The organism is Bifidobacterium intestinale (genome assembly GCF_023656765.1).
Taxonomy (GTDB): Bacteria; Actinomycetota; Actinomycetes; order Actinomycetales; family Bifidobacteriaceae; genus Bifidobacterium; species Bifidobacterium hominis.
This window is the reverse complement of the sequence record NZ_JAMOKR010000005.1, coordinates 210,107-236,366: the sequence shown is the minus strand read 5'-3', so window position 1 is coordinate 236,366 and position 26,260 is coordinate 210,107. Positions and strand designations below refer to the sequence as shown.

Sequence of the window (26,260 nt, the reverse complement as noted above, 5' to 3'; positions counted from 1 at the left end):
CTCGCAAGTACATCACAAGCCCTTCAGCTACAAGAACCGAAACCCGCGGAAATCAGCGCTCGGAACGGTTGATGGCCGAAATAATGGCCTTCAGCGAGCTGGTGACGATGGACGTGTCAATGCCGACGCCCCACACGATGCTCGTGTTGTCTTCCTCACCGATCTGGCATTCCACGTAGGAGGCGGCCATGGCGTCGGTGCCGACGGACATGGTATGCTCCACGTAATCCATCACGGAAGCCTCGATGCCGAAGTTGCTCAGCGCGTTCAGGAAAGCGGCAAGCGGGCCGTTGCCCATGCCGGAAACCTCACGCTCCACCGGCTCATCAACGCCGACGTTCACGCCACGGTCAAGAATCCTGGCCTTCAGCACGGTATCGGAACCATCTTCACCGGAAGACACCGACACCTTCAGCAGCTTCAGGCGGCCCCACTGCTCGAGGGAGTCGTCCTTGCTATCGCCGACCACGGCACCAGCCGCAGTAGCGCCGGACTCTTCGACCGGCAGATACTCGTCCTTGAACAGACGCCAAATATCCTCGTCCTTGACTTCCTTCTTGGTCTCATCGGCGTACGCCTGCACAACCTTGTCGAACTCGACCTGCAGACGCTTCGGCAGATCAAGATTGTGGTTGGTCTTCAGCAGGTAGGCCATGCCGCCCTTGCCGGACTGGGAGTTCACGCGGATGATGGCCTCGTACGTGCGGCCGATATCCTTCGGATCGATCGGCAGGTACGGCACTAGCCACACGAAGCTGTCCAAATCGGCACCGGCACGATCGGCGGCCACCTGACGAGCCTCAAGACCCTTCTTAATGGCATCCTGATGAGAGCCGGAGAAGGCGGTGAACACGAAATTGCCGGCATACGGGTGACGCTCGGAGATCTTCAGCTGGTTGCAGTACTCGACGGTCTTGCGGATTTCCGGAACGTTGGAGTAGTCGATCTGCGGATCGATGCCCTGGGTCAGGAAGTTCAGGCCAAGGGTGACCAAATCGACGTTGCCGGTACGCTCGCCGTTGCCCAGCAGGCAGCCTTCAACGCGGTCAGCGCCGGCCAGCACGGCCAGCTCGGTGGCGGCAACGCCCATGCCCTCGTCGTTGTGCGGGTGCAGCGACAGCACCACGGCGTCGCGCGGCACCAGATTGTTCGACATGTATTCCACTTGGTCGGCAAACACGTTCGGCGTTGTCATTTCCACCGTTGCCGGCAGATTGATGATCATCGGATGCTCAGGAGTCGGCTTGATCACGTCGATCACCGCATTGCACACCTCGACGGCGTACTCCGGTTCGGTGCCGGTGAAGGATTCCGGAGAATACTCGTAATACAGGTCGATGCCCTCGGCCTCGCCCTCAAGCTCCTTGCACAGGGTGGCCGCGTCGGTGGCAAGCTTCTTGATGCCGGCCTTGTCCTTGCGGAACACGACCTCGCGCTGCAGCACGGACACGGAGTTATAGAAGTGCACGACGGCACGCTTGGCACCCTTCAGGCACTCGTAAGTCTTGCGAATCAGGTGCTCGCGAGCCTGCGTCAGCACCACGATCGTAACGTCATCAGGAATGAGCTCACGCTCGATCAGCATACGGATGAAATCGTAATCGGTTTCGGAAGCCGACGGGAAGCCGACCTCGATCTCCTTGAAGCCCAACGACACCAGCAGATTCCAGAAACGCAGCTTGCGCTCGGAATCCATCGGGTTGACGAGGGCCTGGTTGCCGTCGCGAAGATCGACGGAACACCAACGCGGTGCACGCTGCAGTCGCTTGCCCGGCCACGTACGCTCCGGGTAATCAAACGGCACCTGCTTATCGTATGCGACGTACTTGTTGTACGGCATCTTGCTGGGCTTTTGCGGAGCTCCAATATAACGCGCCGGAGGCAGCAGCGGGTCGTTGTTCCCTCCGTTGGACGCCGCGGCGACTGCCGCGAGATCAAACACTGAAGATTGATCCTGACCCATCACTCCTCCTTATCTGTGAAGTTGTCGACGATCTGCCGACCCATTTATTACATGCATGTTACTTTTCATGTACCGCCGTCCATCCTAGCGTCAGCTAGCTCCATATTTTGCTGACATTCCGCGATGCGGCTGCCATTTTAGAGCGCTTCCGACACTTTTCACCCCATATCCAGATTTGCCGCATTACAGTGAGCATCATGACCTTGCGATTCAACAGCGACGGCACCTTCCGCGTGCTGCAGATGGCCGATATTCAGGACGGACCGAACGTGCGCGAAGACACAATCCGTCTCATCGAAGCCGCCATCAAAAAAACGCATCCCGATCTAATCGTCTTCACCGGCGATCAGATTCGCGGATACGACCCCGCGTACATCGACACATTTCTGCGCAGACGCGGCGAACGGCCGGGCACGCGCGTGCGCATCGTCACTAAAATCGAAGCGAAACTGCGCGGCATCAAACGACACCCTCTCGCCAAAGCATTACGCGAATATCCCCCTACCGACGACAGTTGGATGATTGACGGCATCGGCACCGACTCGCCGAAACTCGTGAAACGCAACAAGCGCGACGGGCGCAACGGATCCGCCAACAAGCTTGAATCATGGGCGCAATCCATCAATCGCGCGACCGCCGCGACCATACTCGATGACACACGGCAGAAAGTACGAGACACGTTCGCAGCATTCCTTGGACCTGCATTGGAAGCGCGAATCCCCTTTGCCGCAACCTACGGCAACCACGATTTCCAGTGCGGCATTCTCGCCGACGAACAGGATGACATCTACCGAGAGTTTTCCGGTTGCATGAATCCCGTTGCCGGGTCGTCTCCTTTGGCGCTCGAACCAGGCACGTTTGCGATTCCGATCGAAGCTTCCGATGGTTCAAAGCGCATTGCGATGAGCGTGATGATGGTGAATTCCGGCGATTATGCGGATAATGCGTTTGACGGCGATTGCAGCATTTCTGACGGTTGCGAGCGTGTTGGAGATACTGATAAATCCGGCAATACTGTTGGCAATACTGCCGGCGGACGAGAATCGCTGACATCCTACGCAAAATATGCGTCGAATTCACGCGGCTGGGATTTGGCCGATTCCGACGGCTACGGCACACCTTCGCCGGAAGCGATCGAATGGCTGAAGCAAGTGCAACGCGAGCTGGGACGGCGCAACGGCGATGGTCGCGCGGTTCCGGCTATCGCATTCCAGCATATTCCGCCGCAGGAATTCTACGACTGCCTGCGCGAAGTGCCCGCATACACGCCGAATGCGGTGGAGGGTGCGCGAACGTTCGCAGGGCATTGCTATGTGTTGGATCGTGACGTGTGCAGACCTGGCTCGAGGCTTGGCGAGGCGATCGGCTGTGCGGATGAGAACGTTGGCGAAGTGCAGGCATTGCGCGATGCGGGCGGCTATTTCGCGCTGTTCTGCGGGCATGACCATAAGAACGCGTTCGTCGGACACGTGCACGACATCGATCTTGGGTACGCGCCGACCTGCGGCTTCGAATGCTATGGGCCGAAATCGCGACTGCGCGGCATTCGCCTGTTCGAATTCCGTGAGAATAATCCGGTCAGCTACGTGACGTGCATGCTCACGTGGGGCGATTTGGTCGGACGTTATTCCAGCAACGAACTGCGCGTGTTCTTCGAAGACCATTGCGTGACCGATCTGGTCGGCATCCGCAACGAACTGCGCCGTCCACAGGTCACGGCCACACTGCTGGGCGTCGGATCGGTGATGTGCGCCGCAGCCGGCCACGCCATCGCCAAACTGTTCAAGCGCTAGGCGCGACCGCCGCAAGGCATGGCCGTCGCAACAGTCGGACAATCGCCAATCTGCGGAATGCGGAAAATCTGTGGAAAATCTGCGAAATATCAGCGGAACATCAATGAAACAGACTGACGCCGCGACGAGACGCACAAAACGCGTTGCCAAGCCAAGTATGACGGGAATTCGGCCATACCGCACCCAATCGAGGCGCATTCTGACTCATCCAAATACTCGGCACACGACCATCCGCGGAACGCGATCCCAACAAATTAAACCCGTTCTCCTCCAACAACCATTCCGGATGCTGCGTGGCAATCGCAAGCCCCTCTTCCAACGTGAGAGGCAAACGCTCGTCGGAATCGATCAGCTTGCGCGCAACATCGGGCTCGCGATTGATGTAGCAAGTTCCCGTATGCGGCTCGATCACCAAGTAAAACGGGCCTTCCGGCGGCTCGAAACCATCCTGCGGAAGAAAACTGGCAATATCGCGCGGAGGCATCGTGGTGAAACCAGCCATGCGATTGATCGACGTACGCGCGATCAACGATTCCGGGGAAACCAACTCGCGCGTAGGCACCAACAGAATCTGCGTGCCCAAATCGGAATCCTCCAACGCACGGATGAGCGGGCGCGCCAAAGCGCGGAACGCGGCGGCCGACATATCGGCCACATCCGGATAGCCCAACGCCACGATACGATCCAACTGCTTTTGCGCTTCTTCTGATGCCTTCGACATGGCTTCCAGTGTACGCGAGCGATACGTCCAAAGCACGAAAAGCCTCGCAGACCGCGCACCGAAATTTGTGCAGACAGACGCATCAGCACGGACAATCAGTCAACCGCATCACACCAATCTGACAAACATACTGCCCGAACCGGGAACGTCACGGAAGCAAAAATGCTGAATCACTGCAAGAGAGCTCTTCACGGCATCCTGGCTCGCCCCTATGTTCCGCGAGCTGAGCACAAGAACGTATAGAACGCGAAACAGACCAGCATACGGATAGGAGAACCTGCTTGTTCCGCGGATTTCGTAAGATTAAACAACGCGTGTGGCCGCCCACGGAGTCGTTTGGGCCGGCTGGTCGACCTCAAGCGTGAAATCATACGAAACCGTTCCAGCATAAGCGAGAGGTTGTTATGTCCGAAAAGATTAAGGTCGGCATTCTCGGAGCTACGGGCATGGTCGGACAGCGCTTCGTCACGCTGCTCGAAAACCATCCGTGGTTCGAATTGGTCACCCTTGCCGCGTCCGCGCACAGCGCCGGCAAGACCTACGAAGAGGCCATCGGCGGTCGCTGGAAGATGGAAACGCCGATGCCGGAATTCGTGAAGAACATGGTCGTCAAGAACGTGGCTGACGTGGAAGACGTGGTCAAGAACGTCGATTTCGTGTTCTCCGCAGTGAACATGCCGAAGGCCGAGATCCGCGCCATCGAAGAGGAATACGCGAAAACCGAAACGCCGGTCGTATCGAACAACAGCGCCCACCGCTGGACTCCGGACGTGCCGATGGTCGTGCCAGAAATCAACCCGGAGCATTATGAGGTGATCGAGCACCAGCGCAAGCGTCTCGGCACCACGCACGGCTTCATCGCCGTCAAGCCAAACTGCTCCATCCAGGCCTACACTCCGGCGCTCGCCGCTTGGAAGGAATTCGAGCCGCGCGAGGTTATCGTGAGCACCTATCAGGCCATCTCCGGCGCTGGCAAGACGTTCAACGACTGGCCTGAAATGCTGGGCAACATCATTCCGTTCATCTCTGGCGAAGAGGAGAAGTCCGAGAAGGAACCGCTGAAGGTGTTCGGTCACGTCGATGAGGAAAAGGGCGAAATCGTGCCGTTCGACGGTCCGTTGAAGATCACGTCGCAGTGCATTCGCGTGCCTGTGCTCAACGGTCACACCGCCACCGTGTTCATCAACTTCGGCAAGAACCCGACCAAGGAAGAGCTCATCGATCGCCTGGTCAACTACACGAGCAAGGCTTCCGAGCTTGGCTTGCCACATGCACCAAAGCAGTTCATCCAGTACCTGACCGACGATGATCGCCCGCAGGTCAAGAAGGACGTGGATTACGAAGGCGGCATGGGTGTTTCCATCGGCCGTCTGCGTGAGGATTCCATTTTCGATTGGAAGTTCGTTGGCTTGGCTCACAACACCCTGCGCGGTGCCGCCGGCGGTGCGCTGGAAAGCGCCGAAATGCTGAAGGCACTCGGCTACATCACCAAGAAGTGATGGCAATCTGCATATGTTCTGCAGTTACGCATGATCGTGCATGATTGCACATTGTGATATCTGATTTCTGCAGAACATAATATTGCGGAGGATTGTTGATTATTCAGCGATCCTCCGCTTTTTATTTGCAGATTATCTGCAAAAAATATCTGCAAAACAGATATGGGAATACAAAAAGACTTGACTGAGATGCCTAAGGCAATCCAGTCAAGTCTTTCTTGCGATTGATATTACGTGCTATTGCGTCAGCGACCGGTGCCGCCGTACACCACGGCTTCCACCTGATCGGCGTCCAAGCCGTAGGCGGTGTGCAGCGCGCGGACGGCGTCCTGCAACTGCTCGAGCGGAACCAGCGCAGCGATGCGGATTTCGGACGTGGAGATCATCAGCACATTCACACCCTTGTCGCTCAGCGCATTGAAGAACTTGGCAGCCAAGCCGGAGTGGGTCTTCATACCCACGCCCACCACGGCCACCTTGCCCACGTTGGCGTCAATGTCGAAGGACTGGTAGCCCAGTTCGTCCTGCTTCTCCTGCAACACTTCCTGCACCTTGGCCGCGGCGGAACCGGGCACAGTGAAGGAAATGTCGGCGGTGCCGGTAGAAGCGGAGGCCTGCACGATCATGTCGACGTTCACGCCGGCCTCAGCCAGCATCGTGAACACCTTGGCGGCCATGCCCGGCTCGTTCGGCACACGGCGCACGGTGGCCAGCGATTCGGTGTTGTCGTGCGCAACGCCGGAAATGATCGGGACTTCCGGTCCAAGATCGGGGAACAGGTCACCCAAGGACTGGCTGTTGTTTTCGCTCATGTTCTTACCTTTGTTTGTAAAGTCTTGATTTTCTTGCGATTGCCTGCGATGTCTCGCGATTGCCGAATGCGAATCTCAGATATCTCAGATGTTCGGCAATGTGCGCGGATCGACACCTTCCGGCACGATCAGCGTGCCGCTACGGTGGGAGAAGGAGCTGCGCACATGCAACGGCATGTTGAATCGCTGCGCGTATTCCACGCAACGCAGGGCAAGCACCTTGGAACCGCAGGACGACATTTCCAGCATCGACTCATAGTCGATGACGGGAATACGGCGTGCGGTCGGTACAATGCGCGGATCGGCGGTGAACACGCCATCGACGTCGGTGTAGATCTCGCATACGTCGGCGTCCAGCGCCACAGCCAAAGCCACTGCGGAGGTATCGGACCCACCTCGGCCGAGCGTGGTGGCGTCGCCGCCCTCGTTCACGCCTTGGAAGCCAGCCACAATGGCCACGGAGCCCTTGTTGAGAGCACGACGCACGCGGTCAGGCTTCACGGCCTTGATATGTGCGGTACCGAACTGGGCGTCGGTCATGAAACCAGCCTGGGAACCGGTGAAGGAGTAGGCGTGAGAGCCGGCCGCATGAATTGCCATTGCGAGCAAACTCATCGAAATACGCTCGCCTGCGGTCATCAGCATGTCCATCTCGCGTGCCGGCGGGTTGGAGTCGATACTGAGCGCCTGATCGATCAGGTCGTCGGTGGTGTCTCCCATTGCGGAGACCACCACGGCCACGTCATTGCCGGCGTTCTTCGTTTCGATGATGCGTCGGGCCACGCGCTTGATCGACTCTGGGTCGGCTACGGAAGAGCCGCCAAATTTCTGCACGATGAGAGCCACAACTTATCCAATCTTCTTCAATGTGTTGTCTGCCAACCATTCTAGGCAGGCTGGTCGATTATAGGAAAAATCCGATTTGTCAAGCCCCTGCACGCCCAACATGCGAAACAATACATGCTCAACATGCGGAACAATACATGAAATCCACGCAATATTCCGGCGTGAGTTTCGTACGATTCTTCAGCGTGAGTTTCGCACGAAATCTTTGGCGAATCGCCTGCGCAACGCCTACGCAATCGCCAGCAATCGCCAATAGCCGCCAGCATATGCCGGCATATGTAACGCATGTGGCGAATGTGATGTCAGACCGCACGACGCCCGGCCAACGCACGTCCGAGCGTGATTTCGTCGGCATATTCGAGGTCGCCGCCGACCGGCAGACCGCTCGCCAAGCGCGTGACCTTGATGTCGGTTTGCGACAGCAGCTGCGAAAGGAAACTGGTGGTCGCCTCGCCTTCCACGTTCGGATTGAGCGCGAGAATCACTTCGGTGACTTCGCTGTCTTTGAGCCGTTCGATGAGTTTGGCGATGTTGAGGTCGCTCGGCTGCACGTTGGCCATCGGATTGATGACGCCGCCGAGCACGTGGTATAGGCCGCGATATTCGCGTGTGCGTTCGATGCTCATCACGTCTTTCGGTTCTTCGACCACGCAAATCACGCTATGGTCGCGGCGCGGATCGACGCAGATCGGGCATGGACTGGTTTCGCACACGTTGCCGCAAACATCGCAGAATCGTATTTTTTCCTTGACTTCGGTGATGGCGTCGATCAGGGTCTGCGATTCCTCGTCGGATGCGTTGAGCAGGTAGAAGGCGATGCGTTGCGCGCCTTTCGGCCCGATGCCGGGCAGGTGCGCGAATGCGTCGATCAGTCGTTGGATGGCGCCGTCATAGGCCAGTGCCATGGTTCACCTTTCCTTGGTTGCCGTAAGATTCGCGGTCATTCCCGTAGGATTCGCGATTGTGCCGCTAATCGTCGAGATTCTTCTTCTGCTGCATGTTGCGCGGGTTTTTGGCGTCGTCGGGGCCGAAATCCTCGACTTTTTTCACTTCGAATAGTCGTGTCAAATCGTCAACGCTTAACGCGTTGGACGCTCCGATCGATTCGTCGCTCATGGAATATTCGTCATCTTCCGCGGCGACCTGCGGTGTTGGCTGCGCAGGCGTGGAGAACTGTTGGCTCCATGGGTCGGCGTTCGGCTGGTTTTGCTGAGACGCCGCTTCCTGCCGAGGTGCGCGATGCTGATGATTGGCATGCTTGGAGGCCGTTTCAGATTCCGTTGACACGGGCATAGCGTCCGCCGGCCCTGCCTGAACTGGCATGGGGGCACCCCAAGGATCGTCGTCCACCGGCGGCTGCTGCGGTACCGGCGCTGGTACGGCCCACGGATCGACGTTATCACTGGTATCGGGAACGGCCACATGTTTCACGTGTTGCTCCGGCGCTTTCACGTCGTTGACGCCGCTTGCGATCACCGATTGCGGTTGCACCTGTTGCGCTGGCACGGCCCACGGATCGTCATCCAGTTGCGATGGGACTACTGCGGTCTGCTGTGAGACCGCCCATGGATCGTTTTCGGCGGTTGCGTCCGCAACGGCTCGGTGACCCTCCTCATCGTTAGAATCCTCTGCATTACCGCCATTCTCGGTTTTCTGCGCGCCCTCGTCTGCCGGTTCTTTGCCGGAGGATTCAAGACTTGCGGCGGTGCCAAGATTCGCCGTCAGCAGTGTTGCGGATTTGAGTCGCTCCTGCGCCAGCTGCACGTTGATCTTGCTTTGCTCTTCCGGACTAAGCTTGCTCCACGGCACCGATTCGGAACCGTCCGCCAGCTTTTTGGCGGGGGCAAGCGTGACATTCGGGCCGAACACCTTATGCACTTCGGCGCGGACGATTTTCACCACTTCGGTGGTTCCATCCACCGACTCCTTCGCCACGCCCTTGGCGAACGCGTATTTGCTGAGCGCCTTGTCGAATTTGATCCACAAGCTGTCACCACGCAACAGCACACGAGGCACTTTTTCTCGGTTCACATAACCGCGCACATCCTCAGGAAGTGCGGCCACCAAAGCATCCCACTTCTGGTCGGGGGTACGGTCGTCATGTACTGGAGCAGGTATGGAAGTTGCCGCAGGCGCCGGAGTTGCGGCAGGCGCAGCGGCCGCGACGGAAGACGTCGCATTCATCGCCTGCTGAACATCCGCAAGCATGGAAGCCACTCCGGAAGCGACGGCGTCAGCGGGATTCATCGGCGCCGCAGACGGCTGCACAGCCGGTTTCACAGGCGCGGAAGGAGCATCAATTGCCGATGCGGAATCCTGTGGCTGAACGCCGGCGGTACGTCTCGCCGCACGGCGACGCGAGCCGGTCATGGATCCACGCAGCGATTCTGCAGCGGCGGCCTCCTCGGAATCGCCAGCAAAATCAGGCATACCGGAAGATGACGCAACTGCAGCCACCCCTTCCTCACGCCCGGCCAGCAAGCGCGCGGCAAGCAATTCCAGTCGCATGCGCGGCGAAATCGCACCGGTCATATTGGCAAGCGTCGCATTGATCGTGTCAGCCATCTGCGTCAACGAGGATAATCCCAAAGCGGAAGCCTGACGACGCAAATCATCCACGTTCTCGGCGGCCGCATCGTCGGAAAGCACGCTTTCCGCGCGCGCTCCACCCAACGTGAGCACCAGCAAATCGCGCACCCGGGCAAGCAAATCCTCAACGAATCGACGGGGATCGAAACCGCCGACCACAACCTTCTGGATCACGCCATACAGTGCTTCGCCGTTTTTGTCGGCAACGGCGTCGACGGCCTCGCCAATCAGAGCGTCAGGCGTGAAACCGAGCAACGCAACCGCAGAATCGTATGCGATGCTGCCGTCAACCGCACCAACCATGAGCTGGTCAAGCACGGAAAGGGTGTCTCGCACGGAACCGCCTCCGGCACGCATGGCAAGGCGCAGCACACCCGGCTCGGCCTCGATATGCTCGTCTTCGCAAATCTGCTCGAGGTACGGGCCCATAACCTCCTGCGGCACCAGGCGGAACGGGTAATGGTGGGTGCGCGAGCGGATGGTGCCGATCACCTTGTCTGGTTCGGTGGTGGCGAAGATGAACATCACATGCTCCGGCGGCTCCTCCACGATTTTCAGCAGCGCGTTGAAGCCTTGTGGCGTAACCATGTGGGCCTCGTCGAGAATGAAGATCTTGTAGCGGTCGCGGGCCGGCGCGAAACCAGCGCGCTCACGCAGTTCGCGGGCGTCGTCCACGCCGTTATGCGAGGCCGCGTCGATTTCCACCACATCGATGGAACCGGGGCCACCCGTGGCGAGATCCTTGCAGCTTTCACATTCGCCGCACGGATGCGAGGTCGGACCTTTCGCACAGTTGACGCATCGCGCAAGAATGCGAGCGGAACTGGTTTTGCCACAACCGCGCGGGCCGGAGAACAGGTAGGCATGCGTGAGCTTGTTCTCGTCGAGCGCGCGCATCAACGGAACCGTGACCTGGTCCTGACCGATCACGCCGTCGAACGTGTCGGGACGATACCTTCTATAGAGTGCCAGTGCCATCGCAATTCCTTCCGCAGTAGTGCCACTAGGCTACCGATTAATTACGACACGTGCGGGCGCAGAAAACCGTCGAACCGCATACTCGCGCAGGTGTGGGCGCGTGTCCCGAAAGAAAAGGCTCACGATGGAGTTTAAGCTGGATACAGCAACACCGACATTCCAAAATTGACAGAGTGTCAATTTCAGGTTTAGACTGGGGACAGTCAAGAAATTGACAGAGTGTCAACGTGTCGCGTAGGTGAGAGACGCCACTCAAGCGAAGGAGAGAGCCATGGACGGACAGCACAACGCTTCCGCGATGACAGTCGGAGACGCACGCCGTGCGCAAATCGTGCACGCAGCCCGCGAACTTTGCCTGGAAAAGGGCTTTTCTAAAGTCACTATCAGCGATATCGCAAGTCGCGTCGGCATGACCAGATCTCTCTTCTATCACTATTTCCAAGACAAGGACCAAGTCGCGGACGCCGTACTCGACGACGTTATCGACGAAGTCATCACACACTTGGAAGAGTGGAACGCGAATCGCGAAGTCGGCAATATTTCGAAAGCGCTCGACGACGTGGTGCGACTGACCCGGTCCCTCATCGCCGATGAGGGACCGTTCAGCCAGCGCATGATCGAAGACGGCAACGCGGGACTGTACATCAAATTCATCGACCTCGTGGCCGATCGCATTGCGGAATACATCTGCAGTTCAACCGTACGTGATTTCGAAAAACTGCATGGCATGCCCATCTCCAACGAACATGAGACGTTCTACACGCTCATCGTTGGACTGATTTCGCTGATCAGACTGCACCCAGACATTGAAGACACCGTCATCAGACAGGTCGCAGCGCAGACGCTGCATCTGAACGAATACATGTAAACGCGGAATCAACCCGCGCGCGCATGTGTGTCGAGAGAAAGGAAAAGCGATGTTGTTCCAAGTCTATGGCGACACCGCCGTATACCAGTGGATCGGCTGGATCCTCGTATTCTGCTGCCTCATCGGTGCCAATGAGCTGGCCCGCCGCACCAAAACCGGTGGCGTGGTCGCGTTCCTGATCGTGCCGGCCATTCTGACCATCTACTTCATCACCATTTACGCGGCCGCCGCTATGGGCGCCGAGTGGGCGCTCAACAACCCGACCTACGTTCATATGACCAGCTGGTTCCACTATGCCAAACTGTATGCTGCCACCGCGGGCTGCATTGGCTTCATGGCGCTCAAATACAAGTGGGGCAAGATCGGCAAGTCCGAGTGGTTCAAATGCTTCCCGTTCGTGATCGTGGCCATCAACATTCTCATCGCCGTGGTCTCCGACTTCGAATCCGCCATTCGCGCCTGGGGTACCACGTGGGTTTCCACCGAAGGCGTGACGCTGTATGGCGGCTGGCACAACGTGTTCAACGGCGTTGCCGGCCTGATCAACATCGCCTGCATGACCGGCTGGTTCGGCATTTACGTGTCGAAGAAGAAGCCGGACATGCTTTGGCCCGACATGACCTGGGTGTTCATCGTCGCATACGATATTTGGAACTTCTGCTACACCTACAACTGCCTGCCAACCCACTCCTGGTACTGCGGCCTCGCGCTGCTGCTCGCCCCGACCGTGGCAAACTTCTTCTGGAACAAGGGCGGCTGGATTCAGAACCGCGCCAACACGCTCGCCATCTGGTGCATGTTCGCGCAAGTGTTCCCCATGTTCCAGGATGAGTCCAAGTTCGCCGTGCAGTCGGTGAACAATCCGAACGTGAATCTGACCGTGTCGATCATCGCACTCGTGGCCAACGTGCTCGCACTCGGCTACATCCTGTACCGTGCGAAGAAGCAGCACGTCAACCCGTGGCTGCAGGAAGTCTTCAAGGGCACCCGCGACTACGAGCAGGCCATCGCCCGCCAAAAAGTCGCCGCCTAATCCCAATCCGCGTTCGCTAGTTACAGCATTCGCTAATTACGCCATTCGCTAATTACAGAAAATCCGGTATTCGTAAGATGCAATTCTCACGAATATCGGATTTCTATTATCGACAAGAGATAACTTACGACATATTTGATGTCACGCAACAGCACACGCTGGCTGCTGTCACACTGCAGATCACCGCACGTCGCTGAAGATCACTGAAGAAATTCGCCGGTAATCGGGTCGCGATGGTCTCGTTTGATGATTTCCAGCACTTTTTCCTCGGTATTGGAAGCTTGGCTTTCCACCACGGCCGGCGGCACGAGCACACGCAACGCACGCCCCTGGGCCACGACCTTGACAGGCAGGCGACCAACATATTCGCCGTCCGCCATCAAGACCGGCGGCTCGTCACCCTCTTGCGCGCGGGTGATTTCGATATCGCGCACACGCTTCCAGCCAAACACCTTGCATCCGAGGATCTTGCCGCTGTAGGCGCGCGCCACCGCATCCGCGCATTCGGCGACATTGGGCACATGGTCGAGCCACACCAAATCAAGCAAGCCATCAGAGAACCGCGAATACGGCGAAACCTCAATGCCACCACCGATATGCCGCGAATTTGCCACCGTGAGCAGCGGCGAGATAATGTCTTTCTCTTCCACCGTGCCATCGGCCAACGTGGCTTTGACGTGGTACCCGTACTGCTTCATATGAGTCAATTCCACAAGCACGGCCGCGAAATAACGCAACGAACCGTTCGGCAAACGCGAGTGGTTCGCACGGTCGTTGATGCTCGCATCCAAACCGCACGAGAGCATGCCCGCATAGAAGCGATTGACCGCCGGATGCAATGGCACATCCGAATCTCCGACCAACTCATCACCGGTGCTGGAATCGACGGCATATCCACCCTGCAACGACGTGGCTAAGCCCATATCGACGTCAATATGCGTGCCGCGAACAATCGCGCCGACAATGCCATCGACAGCGGTTTCCACACGATTGACCGGCAGTTCAAGTCCACGCGCGAAATCGTTGCCAGAACCCGTCGCCACTATGCCAAGCGGCTTGCCGGAGCAGCCCACGGCATTGGCGCCGAGCGCAATCATGCCGTCACCGCCGACCACCACCAAGTAGTCATATTCGTCTCTACGGTTTCTGGCGTTCAGCAAAGAGCCTTCAAAACTCTCACCGGTTGCATCGATAACGTTGAAGCCATGCTTGCGCCCGGCTTCCCGCAGCAGACCGATCACCTGATTGCCGACTTCAGCGCCCTTGCCTTTGTTCGACGTCGGATTGCCGACAACGGCAACGGTCGCATTCACACAGGACGTTTCGCTCATACTTCAGTACGATAATCGCAATTCGCGCCACACGCCACATATGAACGGCTTTCCAGACAGATGACCACGTTTTGCGTGACGATTTTCCGCCATGAGACGCTTTTCCAGGCGATACTTATTCGCAGACGATCGGTCCCGCTCTCGACCGCTTGCTGACGTGGGATACGAATGGCACTTGCGTACCGACCTGCGCTTCGATCAACACATCCTCACCTTCTATCGTGCAGGATCCGATCGTCGCATTATTACCGGAAATGGTACGTTCCGCCACGTAACAGGGGTCGGCAGAGCCTCCATATAGCGCGTTGGCCGCCGCCACCGACGCTAGGTCGGCCGCATTCTGCGCGTGATGCAGGCAAAGCAACAGATTGCCTGCCGACGCGACCGCACTCAGCATTATGGCCGCCACCGCGATCAGCGCCACACCGGATATGGTTCCCGAACCTTCATCGGATCCGCGAATCCAAGCAAACCAATGTTTCACAAAGCGTTTCACATCATACATTCCTTTCTGATTCGCATCCATCGGACGCTCTCCAGCAGTGTTTCACGGCATGTTTCGCATGTCGTGCTTGCAAGTTTTCGACACCGAAGACCCGCGTATAGCCCACACCCCAGCAGCCCCGCATCACGCAGACACAAGGCGAGGCGCTAGAAGTAGCGGGTCGCTTTGCCTGTGACCCGTGCGGGAAGCACACCGGTTGGGTCAGGTATTACAGGGCATTGCACCGTAACGGTGACGGAATCCGCACCACGGTCAAACCGTACTGTCGCCGAATCGCCGGCCGCAGCCACAGCGGCAGCCCTTGCTTTCGATTCGCCGCCGGCATCATCAACCGCGAAGGCCCGCGCACCGGCCGCGGCCGCATCCTGGCAGTTCATAGACACCACGGACGCACGCCCCAAGCACAACACCAAAATCGCCACCGCCGCCACGCAGGGGAGCACCACCGCGAATTCCGCGGTGGCCGCTCCCTCATCGGCATCATCGGTATGGCGTTTCCACCATTGCCTCAGCATGAATCACCCGACGCTCAGCGCTTTCTTGATGATGTTGGTCAGCAGCGTTTTGATGGCATCGGATTTCATAATGCCCACCAAAACGGCTGCGAATCCGGTGGCGGCAACCAGCACCACCGCATATTCGGCGGTGGCGGCGCCTTCTTCCGGTTCGGCGGTCAGCGTGCGCATACGCGCATCCAACAGGCATATCGCCTTGTCGGCCCGTTCCCGCATGGCATGCAGCCGTTGCCCTGCCCTGCCCATCAGGCCCGGCAAGCCATCGACATTGATTGGCGTTACGTTGTTCATGGCGTTCCTTTCGTTCGAACAACCCCGGCCGGACGGCCGAGTGCACCCAGTGTTGCGCATCATCACGCTCGCGGGAGCGTTTTTCCAAGGTTGTGGTCGGAGGATGTGAGTTATCCACACCCTCGGCGTGTCATCCACAGTTATCCACAAAACTTCGTGAATTATCGGATCTCGACATTCCCCGCTTTTCCGCTATCGTTACGCGCACATCGTCATTGCACAAACGACATGACGGACGGAATGATTCCAACCGCAACAAATGCGGGAAGAAAACACAATCCAGTCGGCAACAACAAACGAACCGACAATTTCGCCGCAGCCTGTTCGATCTGCGCGCGCTCATCCCAATCCAATTGTTCGACGGCTGTTTCCAAACGTTCCACTGGAGAGGCGCCACTGTGCCATGAGGAGGCGAACGCATCGCGTACTACCGCAAGATCGCCATCATCCGGCCACGCATCATCCCAGGAAACACCTTTGTTCAACTGTTCTCCGGCCGATCGCAGTCCCGCACCGAATTCTCCTGCCGCAATATCTCCCACGGCAATCAGCGCACGTGGAATGGAAGATCCCTGCCGTATGGCGACGCTGAGCATCTCTAATATCAATGGCAGAGGAAGTTCCCGCATTCGTTCGGCGGACGCAAGGCCGGAGGGCGCGCGAACCGGCCTCCACTGCTTCAGCCATATCGCTTCGGCCGCGCACGCCACCGCCGTCAGCATCCATAAGCCAGTCATCACATGGCTCCTTTCATATCATCCTGCCGCATCAACGCACGTATCCAGATAAGTCCGAATGTGTAGCAACAGAGAGCAAATCCGAGACATGCCAAGCCTTTGACACCTGAAACAAGGAAAGCCAATGAATGCGCGCCCATACCTTCTCCCAAGAGCACAGTGAGCAGCGGCAACGCCATCAGGAGTTTCACCGTCGCCTTGGGCATGGCGAACGCGTTGGAACGCAAATCATCCAATAATCGTTGCCGTTTCAATGATTCAGCCACCGCCTGCAGGCAACGGCCAGTTTCGCATCCGAGCGTCAGGCTCAGCTGGCAGGCCGCATGCAACTCGCCGCTCAGCCGTTCGACTTGGCCGGATTGCCCGAATCTCCCGGATTGCTCGTTGGGCGGGCATCGACTGCGGATCACCATGGTTATGCGCAGTCTGGTGAGTTCAGCCGTGGCGAACGGCGTTCCTCCAAGTTCTTCGAACGCCTGCACCAATGTGGCTCCGCTACGCACGGAGGCTCGCAGAGACGCCACACATGCCATACATCCGATGGCGGGCAATGCGCTCGCCGACTCATTCAAGTCGTCGATTCCTTCGGGGTTCAATCCCTGCTTCCCGCCATGTTCCTCACTCCATCGACCGACTGCGCACCCCGGACCATCTCCCGTTCGTTCACCTACATCGTATGTGTTTCGGCGTGGCCATAGCCATACGGCCAGTCCGAACAATATCGCGGCGATAACGCCAAGACTTCCCATCCATCCACCTCGATTCAACGACTCCATGCACGTACGAAATCGGGCCACTGCTGAGAGGCCCGCATTTGGCTGCCGTTCCATCCGGACAGCAGGTTTCCACGCAGTTTGCCTTCCGCAAATTCGAGCCGCCCGATTTGCGTGATGCGCCGACGCCCTCCCACCCGACCCACATGCAGCACCACGTCAAATGCGTCTTGAGCAAGCGCCGAAGTAGCCTGCGGATTCAACCCGGCAAGCAGTCCCAATGCCACCAGTCGCGAAGGGACCGCTGCTACTTGGTTGGCATGCAAGGTGGTCATACCTCCGCGATGCCCGGAATTCAGCGCGCGCAACAGGTCCACGATTTCTCCGCCTCGGCATTCGCCCACCACAATGCGATCAGGTCGCATTCGCAATGTCGCGCATATCAATTGCGACAGTCCTATGGCACCTTTGCCCTCCATGTTGGCGTCTCGCGTCACCAGCGACACGCGATTGTCGTGGTCGAGCATGCCAAGTTCGCGCACCTCTTCCACAGTGATGATGCGCTCCCCCGGCGCGCACCGCATAAGCATTGCCTTGAGCAGCGTGGTTTTGCCAGCTCCGGTGCCACCGGTCACAAGCACGCTAGCCTTGCGTTCCACGAATCCTTCCAGCAAAGGCATCCATTTGCTTGGAAACATGCCGTTTTTCGCCAAGGATTCCAGACTGGGCGCAACCGCGTCCGGCAATCGTATGCTGATGGCCGCGCCTTGTGGAACGAGCGGTGCGATAACCGCGTGCACGCGCACGCCTTCCACGGTGGAGGCGTCGGCTATCGGGCATGCGTCGTCGAGCCTTCTGCCGAGCTGCGAGCACAATCGTACGGCGAAATCGCGTATGGCTTGCGGATTGGCGAATGGCACACGCAACGCGTACGGCCGCATCCCTTGGCCGCGATCCACCCATACGGTGCCGTCGCAGGTCACCGCAATGTCGGTGACGCCCGGTTCGGATGCGATGTCGCTAAGCGGGCCGAGTTCCATGGTTGACGCTCTTTTCTCCCAATGCCTCCTGAATGAGATCAGCCAGCGTTGCGATGGCTTTTGCATTCGCACGATTAGGTTTGCGAAGTCCGAGCCCTTCCAACAGTTCGCTACAAAGTTTGGCGTCCGTTGTGATGAACGCGGTGATATCGCAGTCGAGATATTCCGCCGCTTCCTCGACCGCCGTCACACCATGGTCGCGTATGGTTCCGCGCGGTTGCATGCCTACAAGAAACTCCCGTTCCTGCGTTGCGGCATCGTGTTCTCCGATTGGATCGCTTAGATTACGTTGCGACTGCATGTTCGCTTTGGCACGGGCAAGGCCAAGTACCGTCATTTCGACCACGGTGATGCGGATGGCCTGTCGTAGTTCTGTCAGATCTTGCAGTCCGTTCCATTGCCCCATGTCGACGATGACCGCGCTACGTACCTGCGATAGCGCACGAATGCATGCCTGCACTTCCCAGGATTGCGGATTTTCGGTTTTCCAGGGATCGCAGGACAGCAGTGGTACGCCATCCCAGACTGGCAACTCCCGCAGCAACGCCTTGCCGTCGATGGTGCCAAGCGGTGCACTGATTTCCCCAAGTCGCGAGCCGTCCTCGTTTTCCACGCCGAGAAGCACGTCAAGGCCTCCGCCTTGCAGATCGGCATCGACAAGTACGCATTTGAGTCCACGCTCGTTCAGCTCACGAGCCAAGATGGCCGCCAGGGTACTCGCTCCCACTCCCGCCACCACGGAGTCAACGATTACCACATTGCTCACATCGCAGCGCTGTTCTCGCACCGTACGGCCACGCTCGGCAACCATGCCGTACGTTCCAGGCATCGCGCCGACCGGTGTCGCTCCGCCTTGGACTAATCCAGGTGACGTATAGAACCGTTGCGGAGAGACGGTTCTGCGCTGCGCCGGAGGTGCCGATCGCGATGTGGCCGAGCTCGCGACCGGCATCAGTCCGCCCGACGGCAGTGGTACCGGAGGCATATTAGGAAAAGACGTTGCGTTACTCATACCGTCGATTGAAAAGTCCCGATGCATACCATCGCAAGCCGAACCGGCCCTGTGGTCGGAGGACGCTAGTTATCCACAACCACGGCGTGTCATCCACAGCTATCCACAGGGCATCAAGTATCCACGTCTGTCGATTCCCTTCGGAAAACGGGACGGACACATGCCAGCACGCTTAAAAAAAAAAACAAAAAGGAAGACCCGCCGAAGCGGGCCTTCCTTGCAAGAAACTTTAAAAGCAGAATCTCTGCACAACAACATCGTCGTAACGGTAAGTCTATCCAATGCCCGTCCAACGTAACGACCTATCTTGGCCATACACTCTTTGTGGGCTCTGCTCTTAAGTTGTTCTTGTACTTTGTAATTATGCTCAGCAATCCGGCAATCGCAAACCGAAATCGGCTGATGTTCCCTATTTATCGCAACTGTTGCTTTGCGATCGCAAGAATCACGAAAATGTTTCATCATGTGCGAAACGCGCGGCGTGTTTGTTTGATTGCGTGCGTTTGCTGCAAAAAGACGGCGTGTCGACGCTTTATTTTGCATACGAACGAACGAATGTTAACTCCTGCTAAATTTTGACGCTTTTGACGGCATGTCCCGCTACTTAAGGATAAAGTAGGAAAGTATGGCACAGATTTTTGACGCACCCTCAAAGGCGATCTTGCGCAGCCAGATAGCTGAGCATATCGCCGAGACCGATAAAAACGATAAGCGTGAGCTTCAGGCCGGCGAAGAACCGTTGCCGAACGACCGCTTCTTCGACCGCGAGTTGAGCTGGCTGAAGTTCAACAAGCGCGTCCTCGAACTCGCTCAGGACGAGGACCTGCCGATCATTGAACGCGCAAGCTTCGCCGCGATCTTCGCGAACAACCTCGACGAGTTCTTCATGGTTCGCGTCGCAGGCCTGAAGCGCCGCATCGACACCGGCATCGCCGTGACGGCAGCCTCCGGATTGAGCCCAAGGCAGCAGCTGCGCGCCATCAGCGAGCAGGCGCACCGCCTGCAGGACGAGCACGCGCACTACATGATCGATCACATTCTTCCCGACCTGGCGAAGGAACAGATCGTGCTTCTGAGCTGGGACAAGCTCACCGCAGCCGAGCAGGAGCGCCTGTCTCGCTACTACCGTCAGCAGGTATTCCCTGTTCTGACGCCGCTCGCCGTGGACCCGGCCCATCCGTTCCCGTACATTTCCGGCGGTTCCATCAACCTCGCTGTGCTCGTGGAGAATCCAGCTTCCGGCAAGTCCCACTTCGCACGAGTGAAGATTCCTGGAAACCTGAACCGTCTCGTGCCCGTCGACGACATGACCGACGACGATGCCACCGACGTGCGCTACGGCTTCATCACCATGGAGAATCTGATCATCGCGCACTTGGAATCCCTGTTCCCAGGCATGATCATCAAGGAAGCACGTTCCTTCCGCGTCACCCGTAACGAAGATATCGACGTGGAAGAGGATGATGCAGAAAACCTGCTCAACGCCATGGAGAAGGAGCTGCTGCGCCGTCGTTTCGGACCGCCGATCCGTCTTGAGATTTCCGACGAGACCAGCCCGTTCCTTTCCCAGCTGCTCGCCGACCAGCTGCGCGTCAGCGCCGATGAGGTGTACCGTCTGCCGGCACCGCTCGATGCGACCGTGCTCTTCGAACTTGGCGGCATCGACCGTCCGGACTTGAAGTACCGTTCGTTCGTGCCGACCACCAATCGTCAGATTGCTGAGGTGGAGTCGTCCCGCGCGCAAGACATTTTTGCAGCGATTCGCGAACGCGATATCCTCCTGCATCACCCATACGATTCGTTCTCTACCTCCGTTCAGGCGTTCCTAGCGCAGGCTGCGGCGGATCCGAAGGTGCTCGCCATCAAGCAAACGTTGTACCGTACGTCCAGCAACTCCCCGATCATCGACGCGCTCATCGACGCGGCACATGCGGGCAAGCAGGTGCTGGCACTGGTCGAAATCAAGGCACGCTTCGACGAAGACGCCAACATCGCATGGGCACGCAAGCTGGAACGCGCAGGCGTGCACGTGGTGTACGGCATCGTGGGACTGAAGACCCACTGCAAGCTGAGCCTTGTGGTGCGTCAGGAAGCCGACGGCCTGCGCCGCTACTGCCATGTGGGCACCGGTAACTACAACCCGAAGACCGCCCGTATTTACACCGATCTCGGCTTGCTGACGTGCGACCCGGTGGTCGGCCAGGATATGACCCGCCTGTTCAACCAGCTGTCCGGCTATGCTCCGAAGTCGAGCTTCCACCGTCTGCTGGTGGCGCCGCGTACCGTACGTTCCGGCCTGATTCAGCGCATCCGCCGCGAAGAGGATGCCGCACGCGCAGGCAAGGAAGCATGGATCAAGATCAAGGTCAACTCCATCGTTGACGAGAAGACCATCGACGCACTGTACCGTGCAAGCCAAGCCGGCGTGAAGATCGACATCGTGGAACGCGGCATCTGCGCACTCAAGCCGGGTGTTCCGGGACTTTCCGAGAACATTCGCGTGCGTTCCATTCTGGGCCGTTTCCTCGAACACAGCCGTATCTACGCATTCGCGAACTCCGATGGTCCACAGATCGGTGAAGGCCCGGCCGCAGGTCCGGAAGTGTGGATCGGTTCCGCCGATCTGATGCACCGCAATCTCGACCGTCGAGTCGAAGCGCTGGTGCGTATCACCGCTCCGGAGCAGGTCGATGAACTGATCAAGTACGTGGATCTGCAGATGGCCGATTCCACCACCTCGTGGCACATGGCAGCCGACGGCACCTACGTGCGTCATGCGAAGGATGAGGAGGGTCGCCCGCTGGTCGATTCCCAGGAATATCTCATCAAGAAGCATACGCGCCGACCGGCAAGGCACTAAGTTCCGCGAAAATGGCCGATTTTGCAATTGCAGGATCGGCCATTTTCATTGCTCGATCATGAACAATAACCGCGCCTACCACTTACAATGAAAGATATGGGAGAGAACATGAGACGCGTCGTAGAAGCCGCCGGGGGTATTGTATGGCGGTGGAAAGCCGGCAGCGAAATCGCTGAAAATCCGGCAATCGCAGCACAGAAATCTCCAAAAGAACAACTCAACAACATTGAAGTGTGCATCGTGCATCGACCAAAGTACGATGACTGGAGCTGGCCGAAAGGCAAACTTGAGCAAGGCGAATCGCATCGTCATGCCGCAGTACGAGAAATCGGCGAGGAGACAGGCGTTTCCATTGCACTCGGCCCTTATCTGTGCGAAGTCGAGTATCCGTTATCCGAAGAAGGCAAGAAAACCCGGCATTCGCACGATCGCACCGTCGACACCAAGCACACATTGTATTGGATGGCGCAACCGATTTCCGGAGATGATGCGGAACATCTGCTTGACGCATTCGGCCCTGTGCATCGCGCAGATGTAGGCGAAATCAACGATATCGTGTGGGTTTCCGTACGTGAAGCACGTAAAATCCTCACGCATTCCACCGATAAAGACACCCTCGCCATCTTCGTGGACCGCGTACAGGAGGGTGCCGCGACCGCGCAGAATCTGCTGATCGTGCGTCATGCCAAGGCCGAATCGCGCAAATCCTGGAAAGGCACCGACGCGAACCGGCCGATCACTCCGAAAGGCGCGGCCGCGGCATTCGCACTCAACCGCGAACTCGCCTGCTACAACCCAACCCGCCTCGCAACCTCACCATGGCTGCGCTGCCAGGAAACACTGCAGGTGCTTAGCTGGCAGACCGAACGCCCGATGGAACACATCGACGCGCTCACGGAAGACGCCTTCGCCGAGCACCCGACCATCGCATGGCTGGCGTTCCTCAAGCAGATCCAGCTCACGCTCGAAACCCGCGAAACCACGGCGATCTGCATGCACCGACCGGTTATCGGAGGCATGTTCGATCACTTGCGCGGACTATGCGCCCGCAAAGCGCTCTCCAAGCAGCTCATCGCCAAAACGCCGTTCATGCCTACCGGCACCGCCGTAGCGCTGTTTATAATCGATACGCCGCAAGGTCCCAGCATTATCGATATTCAAAAGGTTTCGCCCATTGTCTACTAACATGCATTACGGTTCCGGATCGGTTATTCCAAGCCGTTCCGCCGGTTTCACCAACACCGGATCGCCGCGTCCGGCCCGCCCGGGGCAACTCGACCAGATGATGGCCGACAATATCGCGGGAGGTGCCGATCCGGCGCAAATCAACGAGATGAGCCACGCTTCGGCGGCCGCACTGTTGGACCGCGTGCATCATACGCAGGATGCCGAACTCGTGGAGCGCGTGCTCACGCTGGTGGACCGCGAGGGCGTTGACGTGATCGCCGAACTGTGGAGCAGCGCCGAACCGGATTCATTGCCGGGCATTCTGTGGCGACTGTATGTGCTGCGCACGTGGATGAGGAAGAATCGTGAGTCGATCGCGCGATTGTGGCGTGTCGGAGAACCGGTTGCAACTACCGCTTCGGCGATTGCAGGCGTTGACCAGGCACCCACGGAAGATGACATTGCGCATACCGCCGATTCGATTCTGACGGGCGCATTCACCGGCGATTTCGCGATTGCATTGGAACGTGCGGCGGCGTTCACCGACGTGGTTGCGTTGGGATTGCGCATTGAGGCACGAAATATGGCCTCACGCTTGGAGGCGGTGAATTCAGAGGCCGTACAAGCGGAAAGCTCGGACGCCACGAAAAAGCAAGCACGCACGAAAGCGGCCCGCTTGATGCACACGGCCGGCAATCTGTTTGTTACGGCCAAGGATTTTCGCCATGGGGCGAATCTGTGGAGGCGAGGAAAACTGGAGTAGCGCAATCTGGAGTAGCGCAATCCGCTTCTTTCACCCCCTACTAAATGTGCCGCACAGCAATCGCAATATCAATTCGCGACACGGCGTACCGTGCGGTCTGCAGCATCTGTAGAATAGGAATTCGCGCCGGGCCATGCATAGCCCCGGGCTCCATTTTTTGCCGCTGCGAGCGGCCTTTGCGCCGACAGGCGCTTTCGTGGTTCGGCGCTTTCCCTCTTTTTAAATTTCACTGCTTTTTCATAAGATTCTTCAGCGTCTTTCTTGGCGCCTTTCTCAGTTCCTGCATTTTTCTTCGCAATTATGGACTACGCTTAGAAAACATGGATATTCATGTTTTGAACCACCCGCTGGTGGACCACAAGCTCACCGTTCTTCGCGACAAGAACACCCCGTCCTCCACGTTCCGCGAGCTCATTTCCGAACTCGTGATGCTTGAGGCTTACGAAGCCACCCGCGATATCGAAGTCGTGGACAAGCCGATCGAAACCCCCGTCGCTCCTATGGTAGGCAAGCACATCGCTTCCCCGGCACCGATCATTGTGCCTGTGCTGCGCGCGGGCCTGGGCATGCTTGACGGCATGACCAAGATGATTCCGTCCGCCGAAGTCGGATTCCTCGGCATGAAGCGCGACGAGGAGAACCCGACCCAGCAGATCACATACGCGAACCGCTTGCCCGACGATCTGAGCGGCCGTCAATGCTTCCTGATCGACCCGATGCTCGCCACCGGCGGCACGCTGGTCGCAGCAACGCATTATCTGGCCGAGCGTGGCGCGAAGGATGTTACCGCCGTGTGCATTCTGGGCGCTCCGGAAGGCCTGAAGTTCGTTGAGGAGAACCTCGATCCGTCCATCAAGTTCAAGCTGGTGCTGTGTGCCGTCGACGAGAAGCTCAACGACAAGTGCTACATCGTGCCGGGCTTGGGCGACGCCGGCGACCGTCTGTATGGCGTGATCGACTGACCGAATCAGAGCTCAACCGAATCGGTCCAATCAGTCAATCGAGTAAATCGAATAAAAAACGGCCTGCCACAACGCAAATCATGCGGCGGCAGGCCGAAATCATATGTAAAAACCTCTACTGCTCGTCCGGTACGAACGCCTCGAAAATATGGTAATCGAACCAGTCGTCGCACTGCGCAAGCTCGTCGCGGCTACGCACCGTCCACGACACGGGAACGGCACCCATGAAACGAGCCAGACGCACCTGCGGGCTGTTGCCGCCGTGCCAATCATAGGCGATGAAATCAGGGCGGGAAATCCAGTCGAAAATCAACGCACCGGCCGCATATTCCTTGGCGAGCGCAGCAGGATCAGACGGCTTCTCTTCCCCCTGCGGCCACCAGGAAAGCTGACCACGGCATACTTCCGGACGGTTCTCCTTGTACCAGTTGACGGCGGCCGGATTGAACGATTCGATCACGTACGCGCCGGAATAGGCCTGCAGCAGTGCGTCGCCCTTTTCCATGAGCTCGACATCGCGCGGATTCCACTTGGAATTGTCGTCGAACTTGTATTCGACGATCAGCGGCACACGGCCCGCCACTACCTTGAGCACGTCGGCGAACAGTGGCACATGCTGGAAATACCCTTCCGGAGCGCTGTCAGGTGTGGTGACCAGCGGCGGATTCTCAAGCGAGCCCGGCAGCGGCGCGGCGACGGCGGCACCGGGGGCGTCGGTTGGGAACAGCGGAATACGGGTCAGCTCATCGTATGTGAGATCGGCGATGCGTCGCGGATCTCCGGCGACGCGCATCAGATCGCCGTCATGCACCACCACGATTTCGCCGTCGGCGGTCATCTGCAGGTCAAGTTCGATGCCGTAACCCGCCTCGCAGGCCGCGGCAAACGCCGCAAGCGAGTTCTCCGGAGCGATCGCACCAGTCACGCTGGGACTGCCATAGCCCGCCTTCATGGCCATACGTCGGGCGAGCGCCACGTATTCGCCGCTTTCATTGGCATATTGCGCAGTCAGGCCGGAACCTGCGTCGTGCAGACCGCGGTGCGCATACCACACGTCGGGAATGGACGGCACGTAGTTGCGACGCTTGTCGGAGAAGGTACGCGGGGCAATCGCCCATACTGCGGCACCTGCGGCGAGCGCACCGCCCGCCAACACTTTATTGACGAATGATTTGGACATGGGCTTTCCTCCCTTACATGGCCGTTCACGCATTCTCTCGCATTGGTTCGCACCGTTCGCGGCCATCGAATCTGTCTCTTCT

Annotated in this window: 23 protein-coding genes; 8 read left to right on the top strand and 15 right to left on the bottom strand. The window is 58.2% G+C overall.

Annotation, left to right across the window (positions count from 1 at the left end):
* Nucleotides 1-52 precede the first annotated feature (52 nt).
* Entirely contained in the window at nt 53-1,963 is a 1,911-nt protein-coding gene (gene leuA, locus NBH13_RS07940) for a 2-isopropylmalate synthase (protein ID WP_099571090.1), read from the bottom strand.
* Nucleotides 1,964-2,160: 197 nt separating this feature from the next.
* Here leuA and NBH13_RS07935 point away from each other — a divergent pair, with 197 nt between their 5' ends.
* Nucleotides 2,161-3,756, top strand: coding sequence for a metallophosphoesterase family protein (locus NBH13_RS07935; protein WP_250779509.1), 1,596 nt, complete (start codon nt 2,161-2,163; stop codon nt 3,754-3,756).
* A gap of 100 nt (nt 3,757-3,856) precedes the next feature.
* Here NBH13_RS07935 and NBH13_RS07930 read toward each other — a convergent pair whose 3' ends face one another.
* Nucleotides 3,857-4,477: a DUF5701 family protein gene (locus NBH13_RS07930; RefSeq protein WP_039196760.1), complete on the bottom strand. Its 621-nt coding sequence runs from the start codon at nt 4,475-4,477 to the stop codon at nt 3,857-3,859.
* 404 nt (nt 4,478-4,881) lie between these two features.
* Between NBH13_RS07930 and asd the strand changes: the two genes are divergently transcribed.
* Nucleotides 4,882-5,976, top strand: coding sequence for an aspartate-semialdehyde dehydrogenase (gene asd, locus NBH13_RS07925; RefSeq protein ID WP_099571093.1), 1,095 nt, complete (start codon nt 4,882-4,884; stop codon nt 5,974-5,976).
* A 245-nt stretch (nt 5,977-6,221) separates the two neighbouring features.
* Here asd and NBH13_RS07920 read toward each other — a convergent pair whose 3' ends face one another.
* The 4 genes from NBH13_RS07920 to dnaX all read right to left on the bottom strand — a co-directional run bounded on the left by NBH13_RS07920 (nt 6,222) and on the right by dnaX (nt 11,201).
* Complete coding sequence (locus NBH13_RS07920) at nt 6,222-6,788, bottom strand: ACT domain-containing protein (RefSeq protein WP_099571094.1); 567 nt, start codon at nt 6,786-6,788, stop codon at nt 6,222-6,224.
* Between the two features lie 84 nt (nt 6,789-6,872).
* Nucleotides 6,873-7,634 (bottom strand): aspartate kinase, encoded by a 762-nt coding sequence (locus NBH13_RS07915; protein WP_099571095.1) that lies wholly within the window; start codon nt 7,632-7,634, stop codon nt 6,873-6,875.
* Between the two features lie 302 nt (nt 7,635-7,936).
* The gene (recR, locus tag NBH13_RS07910; protein WP_099571096.1) at nt 7,937-8,539 is read right to left on the bottom strand and encodes a recombination mediator RecR; all 603 of its coding nucleotides are present in this window, start codon (nt 8,537-8,539) and stop codon (nt 7,937-7,939) included.
* Between the two features lie 64 nt (nt 8,540-8,603).
* Nucleotides 8,604-11,201 carry a DNA polymerase III subunit gamma/tau gene (gene dnaX, locus NBH13_RS07905; RefSeq protein ID WP_250779508.1) on the bottom strand — a complete coding sequence of 866 codons (2,598 nt, stop codon included), beginning with the start codon at nt 11,199-11,201 and terminating at the stop codon, nt 8,604-8,606.
* Nucleotides 11,202-11,472: 271 nt separating this feature from the next.
* On the opposite strand from dnaX, the gene NBH13_RS07900 reads away from it, so the two are divergent.
* Both NBH13_RS07900 and NBH13_RS07895 read left to right on the top strand, forming a co-directional pair.
* Nucleotides 11,473-12,069: a TetR/AcrR family transcriptional regulator gene (locus NBH13_RS07900; RefSeq protein ID WP_099571098.1), complete on the top strand. Its 597-nt coding sequence runs from the start codon at nt 11,473-11,475 to the stop codon at nt 12,067-12,069.
* 49 nt (nt 12,070-12,118) lie between these two features.
* Entirely contained in the window at nt 12,119-13,102 is a 984-nt protein-coding gene (locus NBH13_RS07895) for a DUF5692 family protein (RefSeq protein ID WP_250779507.1), read from the top strand.
* A gap of 200 nt (nt 13,103-13,302) precedes the next feature.
* On the opposite strand, the gene NBH13_RS07890 is transcribed toward NBH13_RS07895, so the two are convergent.
* The 8 genes from NBH13_RS07890 to NBH13_RS07855 form a co-directional block, all read right to left on the bottom strand.
* Nucleotides 13,303-14,433, bottom strand: a complete 1,131-nt coding sequence (locus tag NBH13_RS07890; protein WP_144165622.1) for a diacylglycerol/lipid kinase family protein — start codon at nt 14,431-14,433, stop codon at nt 13,303-13,305.
* 115 nt (nt 14,434-14,548) lie between these two features.
* The gene (locus tag NBH13_RS07885; protein WP_099571186.1) at nt 14,549-14,938 is read right to left on the bottom strand and encodes an Rv3654c family TadE-like protein; all 390 of its coding nucleotides are present in this window, start codon (nt 14,936-14,938) and stop codon (nt 14,549-14,551) included.
* A 146-nt stretch (nt 14,939-15,084) separates the two neighbouring features.
* The gene (locus tag NBH13_RS07880) at nt 15,085-15,453 is read right to left on the bottom strand and encodes a TadE family type IV pilus minor pilin (protein ID WP_099571101.1); all 369 of its coding nucleotides are present in this window, start codon (nt 15,451-15,453) and stop codon (nt 15,085-15,087) included.
* A gap of 3 nt (nt 15,454-15,456) precedes the next feature.
* Nucleotides 15,457-15,744 carry a DUF4244 domain-containing protein gene (locus NBH13_RS07875; RefSeq protein ID WP_099571102.1) on the bottom strand — a complete coding sequence of 96 codons (288 nt, stop codon included), beginning with the start codon at nt 15,742-15,744 and terminating at the stop codon, nt 15,457-15,459.
* A gap of 212 nt (nt 15,745-15,956) precedes the next feature.
* Nucleotides 15,957-16,481, bottom strand: coding sequence for a type II secretion system F family protein (locus tag NBH13_RS07870; protein WP_250779506.1), 525 nt, complete (start codon nt 16,479-16,481; stop codon nt 15,957-15,959).
* Nucleotides 16,481-17,230, bottom strand: a complete 750-nt coding sequence (locus tag NBH13_RS07865; protein WP_427277611.1) for a type II secretion system F family protein — start codon at nt 17,228-17,230, stop codon at nt 16,481-16,483. The genes NBH13_RS07870 and NBH13_RS07865 overlap by 1 nt, the downstream gene beginning before the upstream one ends.
* A 14-nt stretch (nt 17,231-17,244) precedes the next feature.
* Entirely contained in the window at nt 17,245-18,234 is a 990-nt protein-coding gene (locus NBH13_RS07860) for a TadA family conjugal transfer-associated ATPase (RefSeq protein WP_144090859.1), read from the bottom strand.
* Nucleotides 18,215-19,045 (bottom strand): P-loop NTPase, encoded by an 831-nt coding sequence (locus NBH13_RS07855; RefSeq protein ID WP_099595829.1) that lies wholly within the window; start codon nt 19,043-19,045, stop codon nt 18,215-18,217. Before NBH13_RS07855 ends, NBH13_RS07860 begins: the two co-directional genes overlap by 20 nt.
* 826 nt (nt 19,046-19,871) lie before the next feature.
* Here NBH13_RS07855 and NBH13_RS07850 point away from each other — a divergent pair.
* The 4 genes from NBH13_RS07850 (at nt 19,872) to upp (ending at nt 24,998) form a co-directional block, all read left to right on the top strand.
* A complete protein-coding gene (locus NBH13_RS07850) occupies nt 19,872-22,106 on the top strand; it encodes an RNA degradosome polyphosphate kinase (protein WP_250779504.1) in 2,235 nt (744 codons plus the stop codon).
* A 96-nt stretch (nt 22,107-22,202) separates the two neighbouring features.
* On the top strand, nt 22,203-23,291 hold the full coding sequence (locus tag NBH13_RS07845) for an NUDIX hydrolase (RefSeq protein WP_502801765.1): 1,089 nt from the start codon (nt 22,203-22,205) through the stop codon (nt 23,289-23,291).
* 1 nt (nt 23,292) lies between these two features.
* Nucleotides 23,293-24,036: a hypothetical protein gene (locus NBH13_RS07840; protein ID WP_250779528.1), complete on the top strand. Its 744-nt coding sequence runs from the start codon at nt 23,293-23,295 to the stop codon at nt 24,034-24,036.
* A gap of 320 nt (nt 24,037-24,356) precedes the next feature.
* Entirely contained in the window at nt 24,357-24,998 is a 642-nt protein-coding gene (gene upp / locus NBH13_RS07835) for a uracil phosphoribosyltransferase (protein ID WP_099571109.1), read from the top strand.
* Nucleotides 24,999-25,113: 115 nt separating this feature from the next.
* Here the strand turns inward: upp and NBH13_RS07830 are convergent, their stop codons facing one another.
* Nucleotides 25,114-26,178 carry a glycerophosphodiester phosphodiesterase family protein gene (locus NBH13_RS07830; RefSeq protein ID WP_099571110.1) on the bottom strand — a complete coding sequence of 355 codons (1,065 nt, stop codon included), beginning with the start codon at nt 26,176-26,178 and terminating at the stop codon, nt 25,114-25,116.
* Nucleotides 26,179-26,260 lie beyond the last annotated feature (82 nt).

Coding starts and splice junctions, on each gene's coding strand:
- NBH13_RS07890 (WP_144165622.1), bottom strand. CDS start 14,433: ATGAGCGAAACGTCCTGTGTGAATGCGACCGTTGCCGTTGTCGGCAAT.
- NBH13_RS07930 (WP_039196760.1), bottom strand. CDS start 4,477: ATGTCGAAGGCATCAGAAGAAGCGCAAAAGCAGTTGGATCGTATCGTG.
- NBH13_RS07870 (WP_250779506.1), bottom strand. CDS start 16,481: ATGACTGGCTTATGGATGCTGACGGCGGTGGCGTGCGCGGCCGAAGCG.
- dnaX (WP_250779508.1), bottom strand. CDS start 11,201: ATGGCACTGGCACTCTATAGAAGGTATCGTCCCGACACGTTCGACGGC.
- NBH13_RS07865 (WP_427277611.1), bottom strand. CDS start 17,230: ATGGGAAGTCTTGGCGTTATCGCCGCGATATTGTTCGGACTGGCCGTA.
- NBH13_RS07920 (WP_099571094.1), bottom strand. CDS start 6,788: ATGAGCGAAAACAACAGCCAGTCCTTGGGTGACCTGTTCCCCGATCTT.
- NBH13_RS07880 (WP_099571101.1), bottom strand. CDS start 15,453: ATGCTGAGGCAATGGTGGAAACGCCATACCGATGATGCCGATGAGGGA.
- NBH13_RS07840 (WP_250779528.1), top strand. CDS start 23,293: ATGCATTACGGTTCCGGATCGGTTATTCCAAGCCGTTCCGCCGGTTTC.
- recR (WP_099571096.1), bottom strand. CDS start 8,539: ATGGCACTGGCCTATGACGGCGCCATCCAACGACTGATCGACGCATTC.
- NBH13_RS07895 (WP_250779507.1), top strand. CDS start 12,119: ATGTTGTTCCAAGTCTATGGCGACACCGCCGTATACCAGTGGATCGGC.
- NBH13_RS07860 (WP_144090859.1), bottom strand. CDS start 18,234: ATGGAACTCGGCCCGCTTAGCGACATCGCATCCGAACCGGGCGTCACC.
- leuA (WP_099571090.1), bottom strand. CDS start 1,963: ATGGGTCAGGATCAATCTTCAGTGTTTGATCTCGCGGCAGTCGCCGCG.
- NBH13_RS07875 (WP_099571102.1), bottom strand. CDS start 15,744: ATGAACAACGTAACGCCAATCAATGTCGATGGCTTGCCGGGCCTGATG.
- NBH13_RS07845 (WP_502801765.1), top strand. CDS start 22,203: ATGGGAGAGAACATGAGACGCGTCGTAGAAGCCGCCGGGGGTATTGTA.
- NBH13_RS07855 (WP_099595829.1), bottom strand. CDS start 19,045: ATGGTTGCCGAGCGTGGCCGTACGGTGCGAGAACAGCGCTGCGATGTG.
- NBH13_RS07900 (WP_099571098.1), top strand. CDS start 11,473: ATGGACGGACAGCACAACGCTTCCGCGATGACAGTCGGAGACGCACGC.
- asd (WP_099571093.1), top strand. CDS start 4,882: ATGTCCGAAAAGATTAAGGTCGGCATTCTCGGAGCTACGGGCATGGTC.
- NBH13_RS07830 (WP_099571110.1), bottom strand. CDS start 26,178: ATGTCCAAATCATTCGTCAATAAAGTGTTGGCGGGCGGTGCGCTCGCC.
- NBH13_RS07850 (WP_250779504.1), top strand. CDS start 19,872: ATGGCACAGATTTTTGACGCACCCTCAAAGGCGATCTTGCGCAGCCAG.
- upp (WP_099571109.1), top strand. CDS start 24,357: ATGGATATTCATGTTTTGAACCACCCGCTGGTGGACCACAAGCTCACC.
- NBH13_RS07885 (WP_099571186.1), bottom strand. CDS start 14,938: ATGTATGATGTGAAACGCTTTGTGAAACATTGGTTTGCTTGGATTCGC.
- NBH13_RS07935 (WP_250779509.1), top strand. CDS start 2,161: ATGACCTTGCGATTCAACAGCGACGGCACCTTCCGCGTGCTGCAGATG.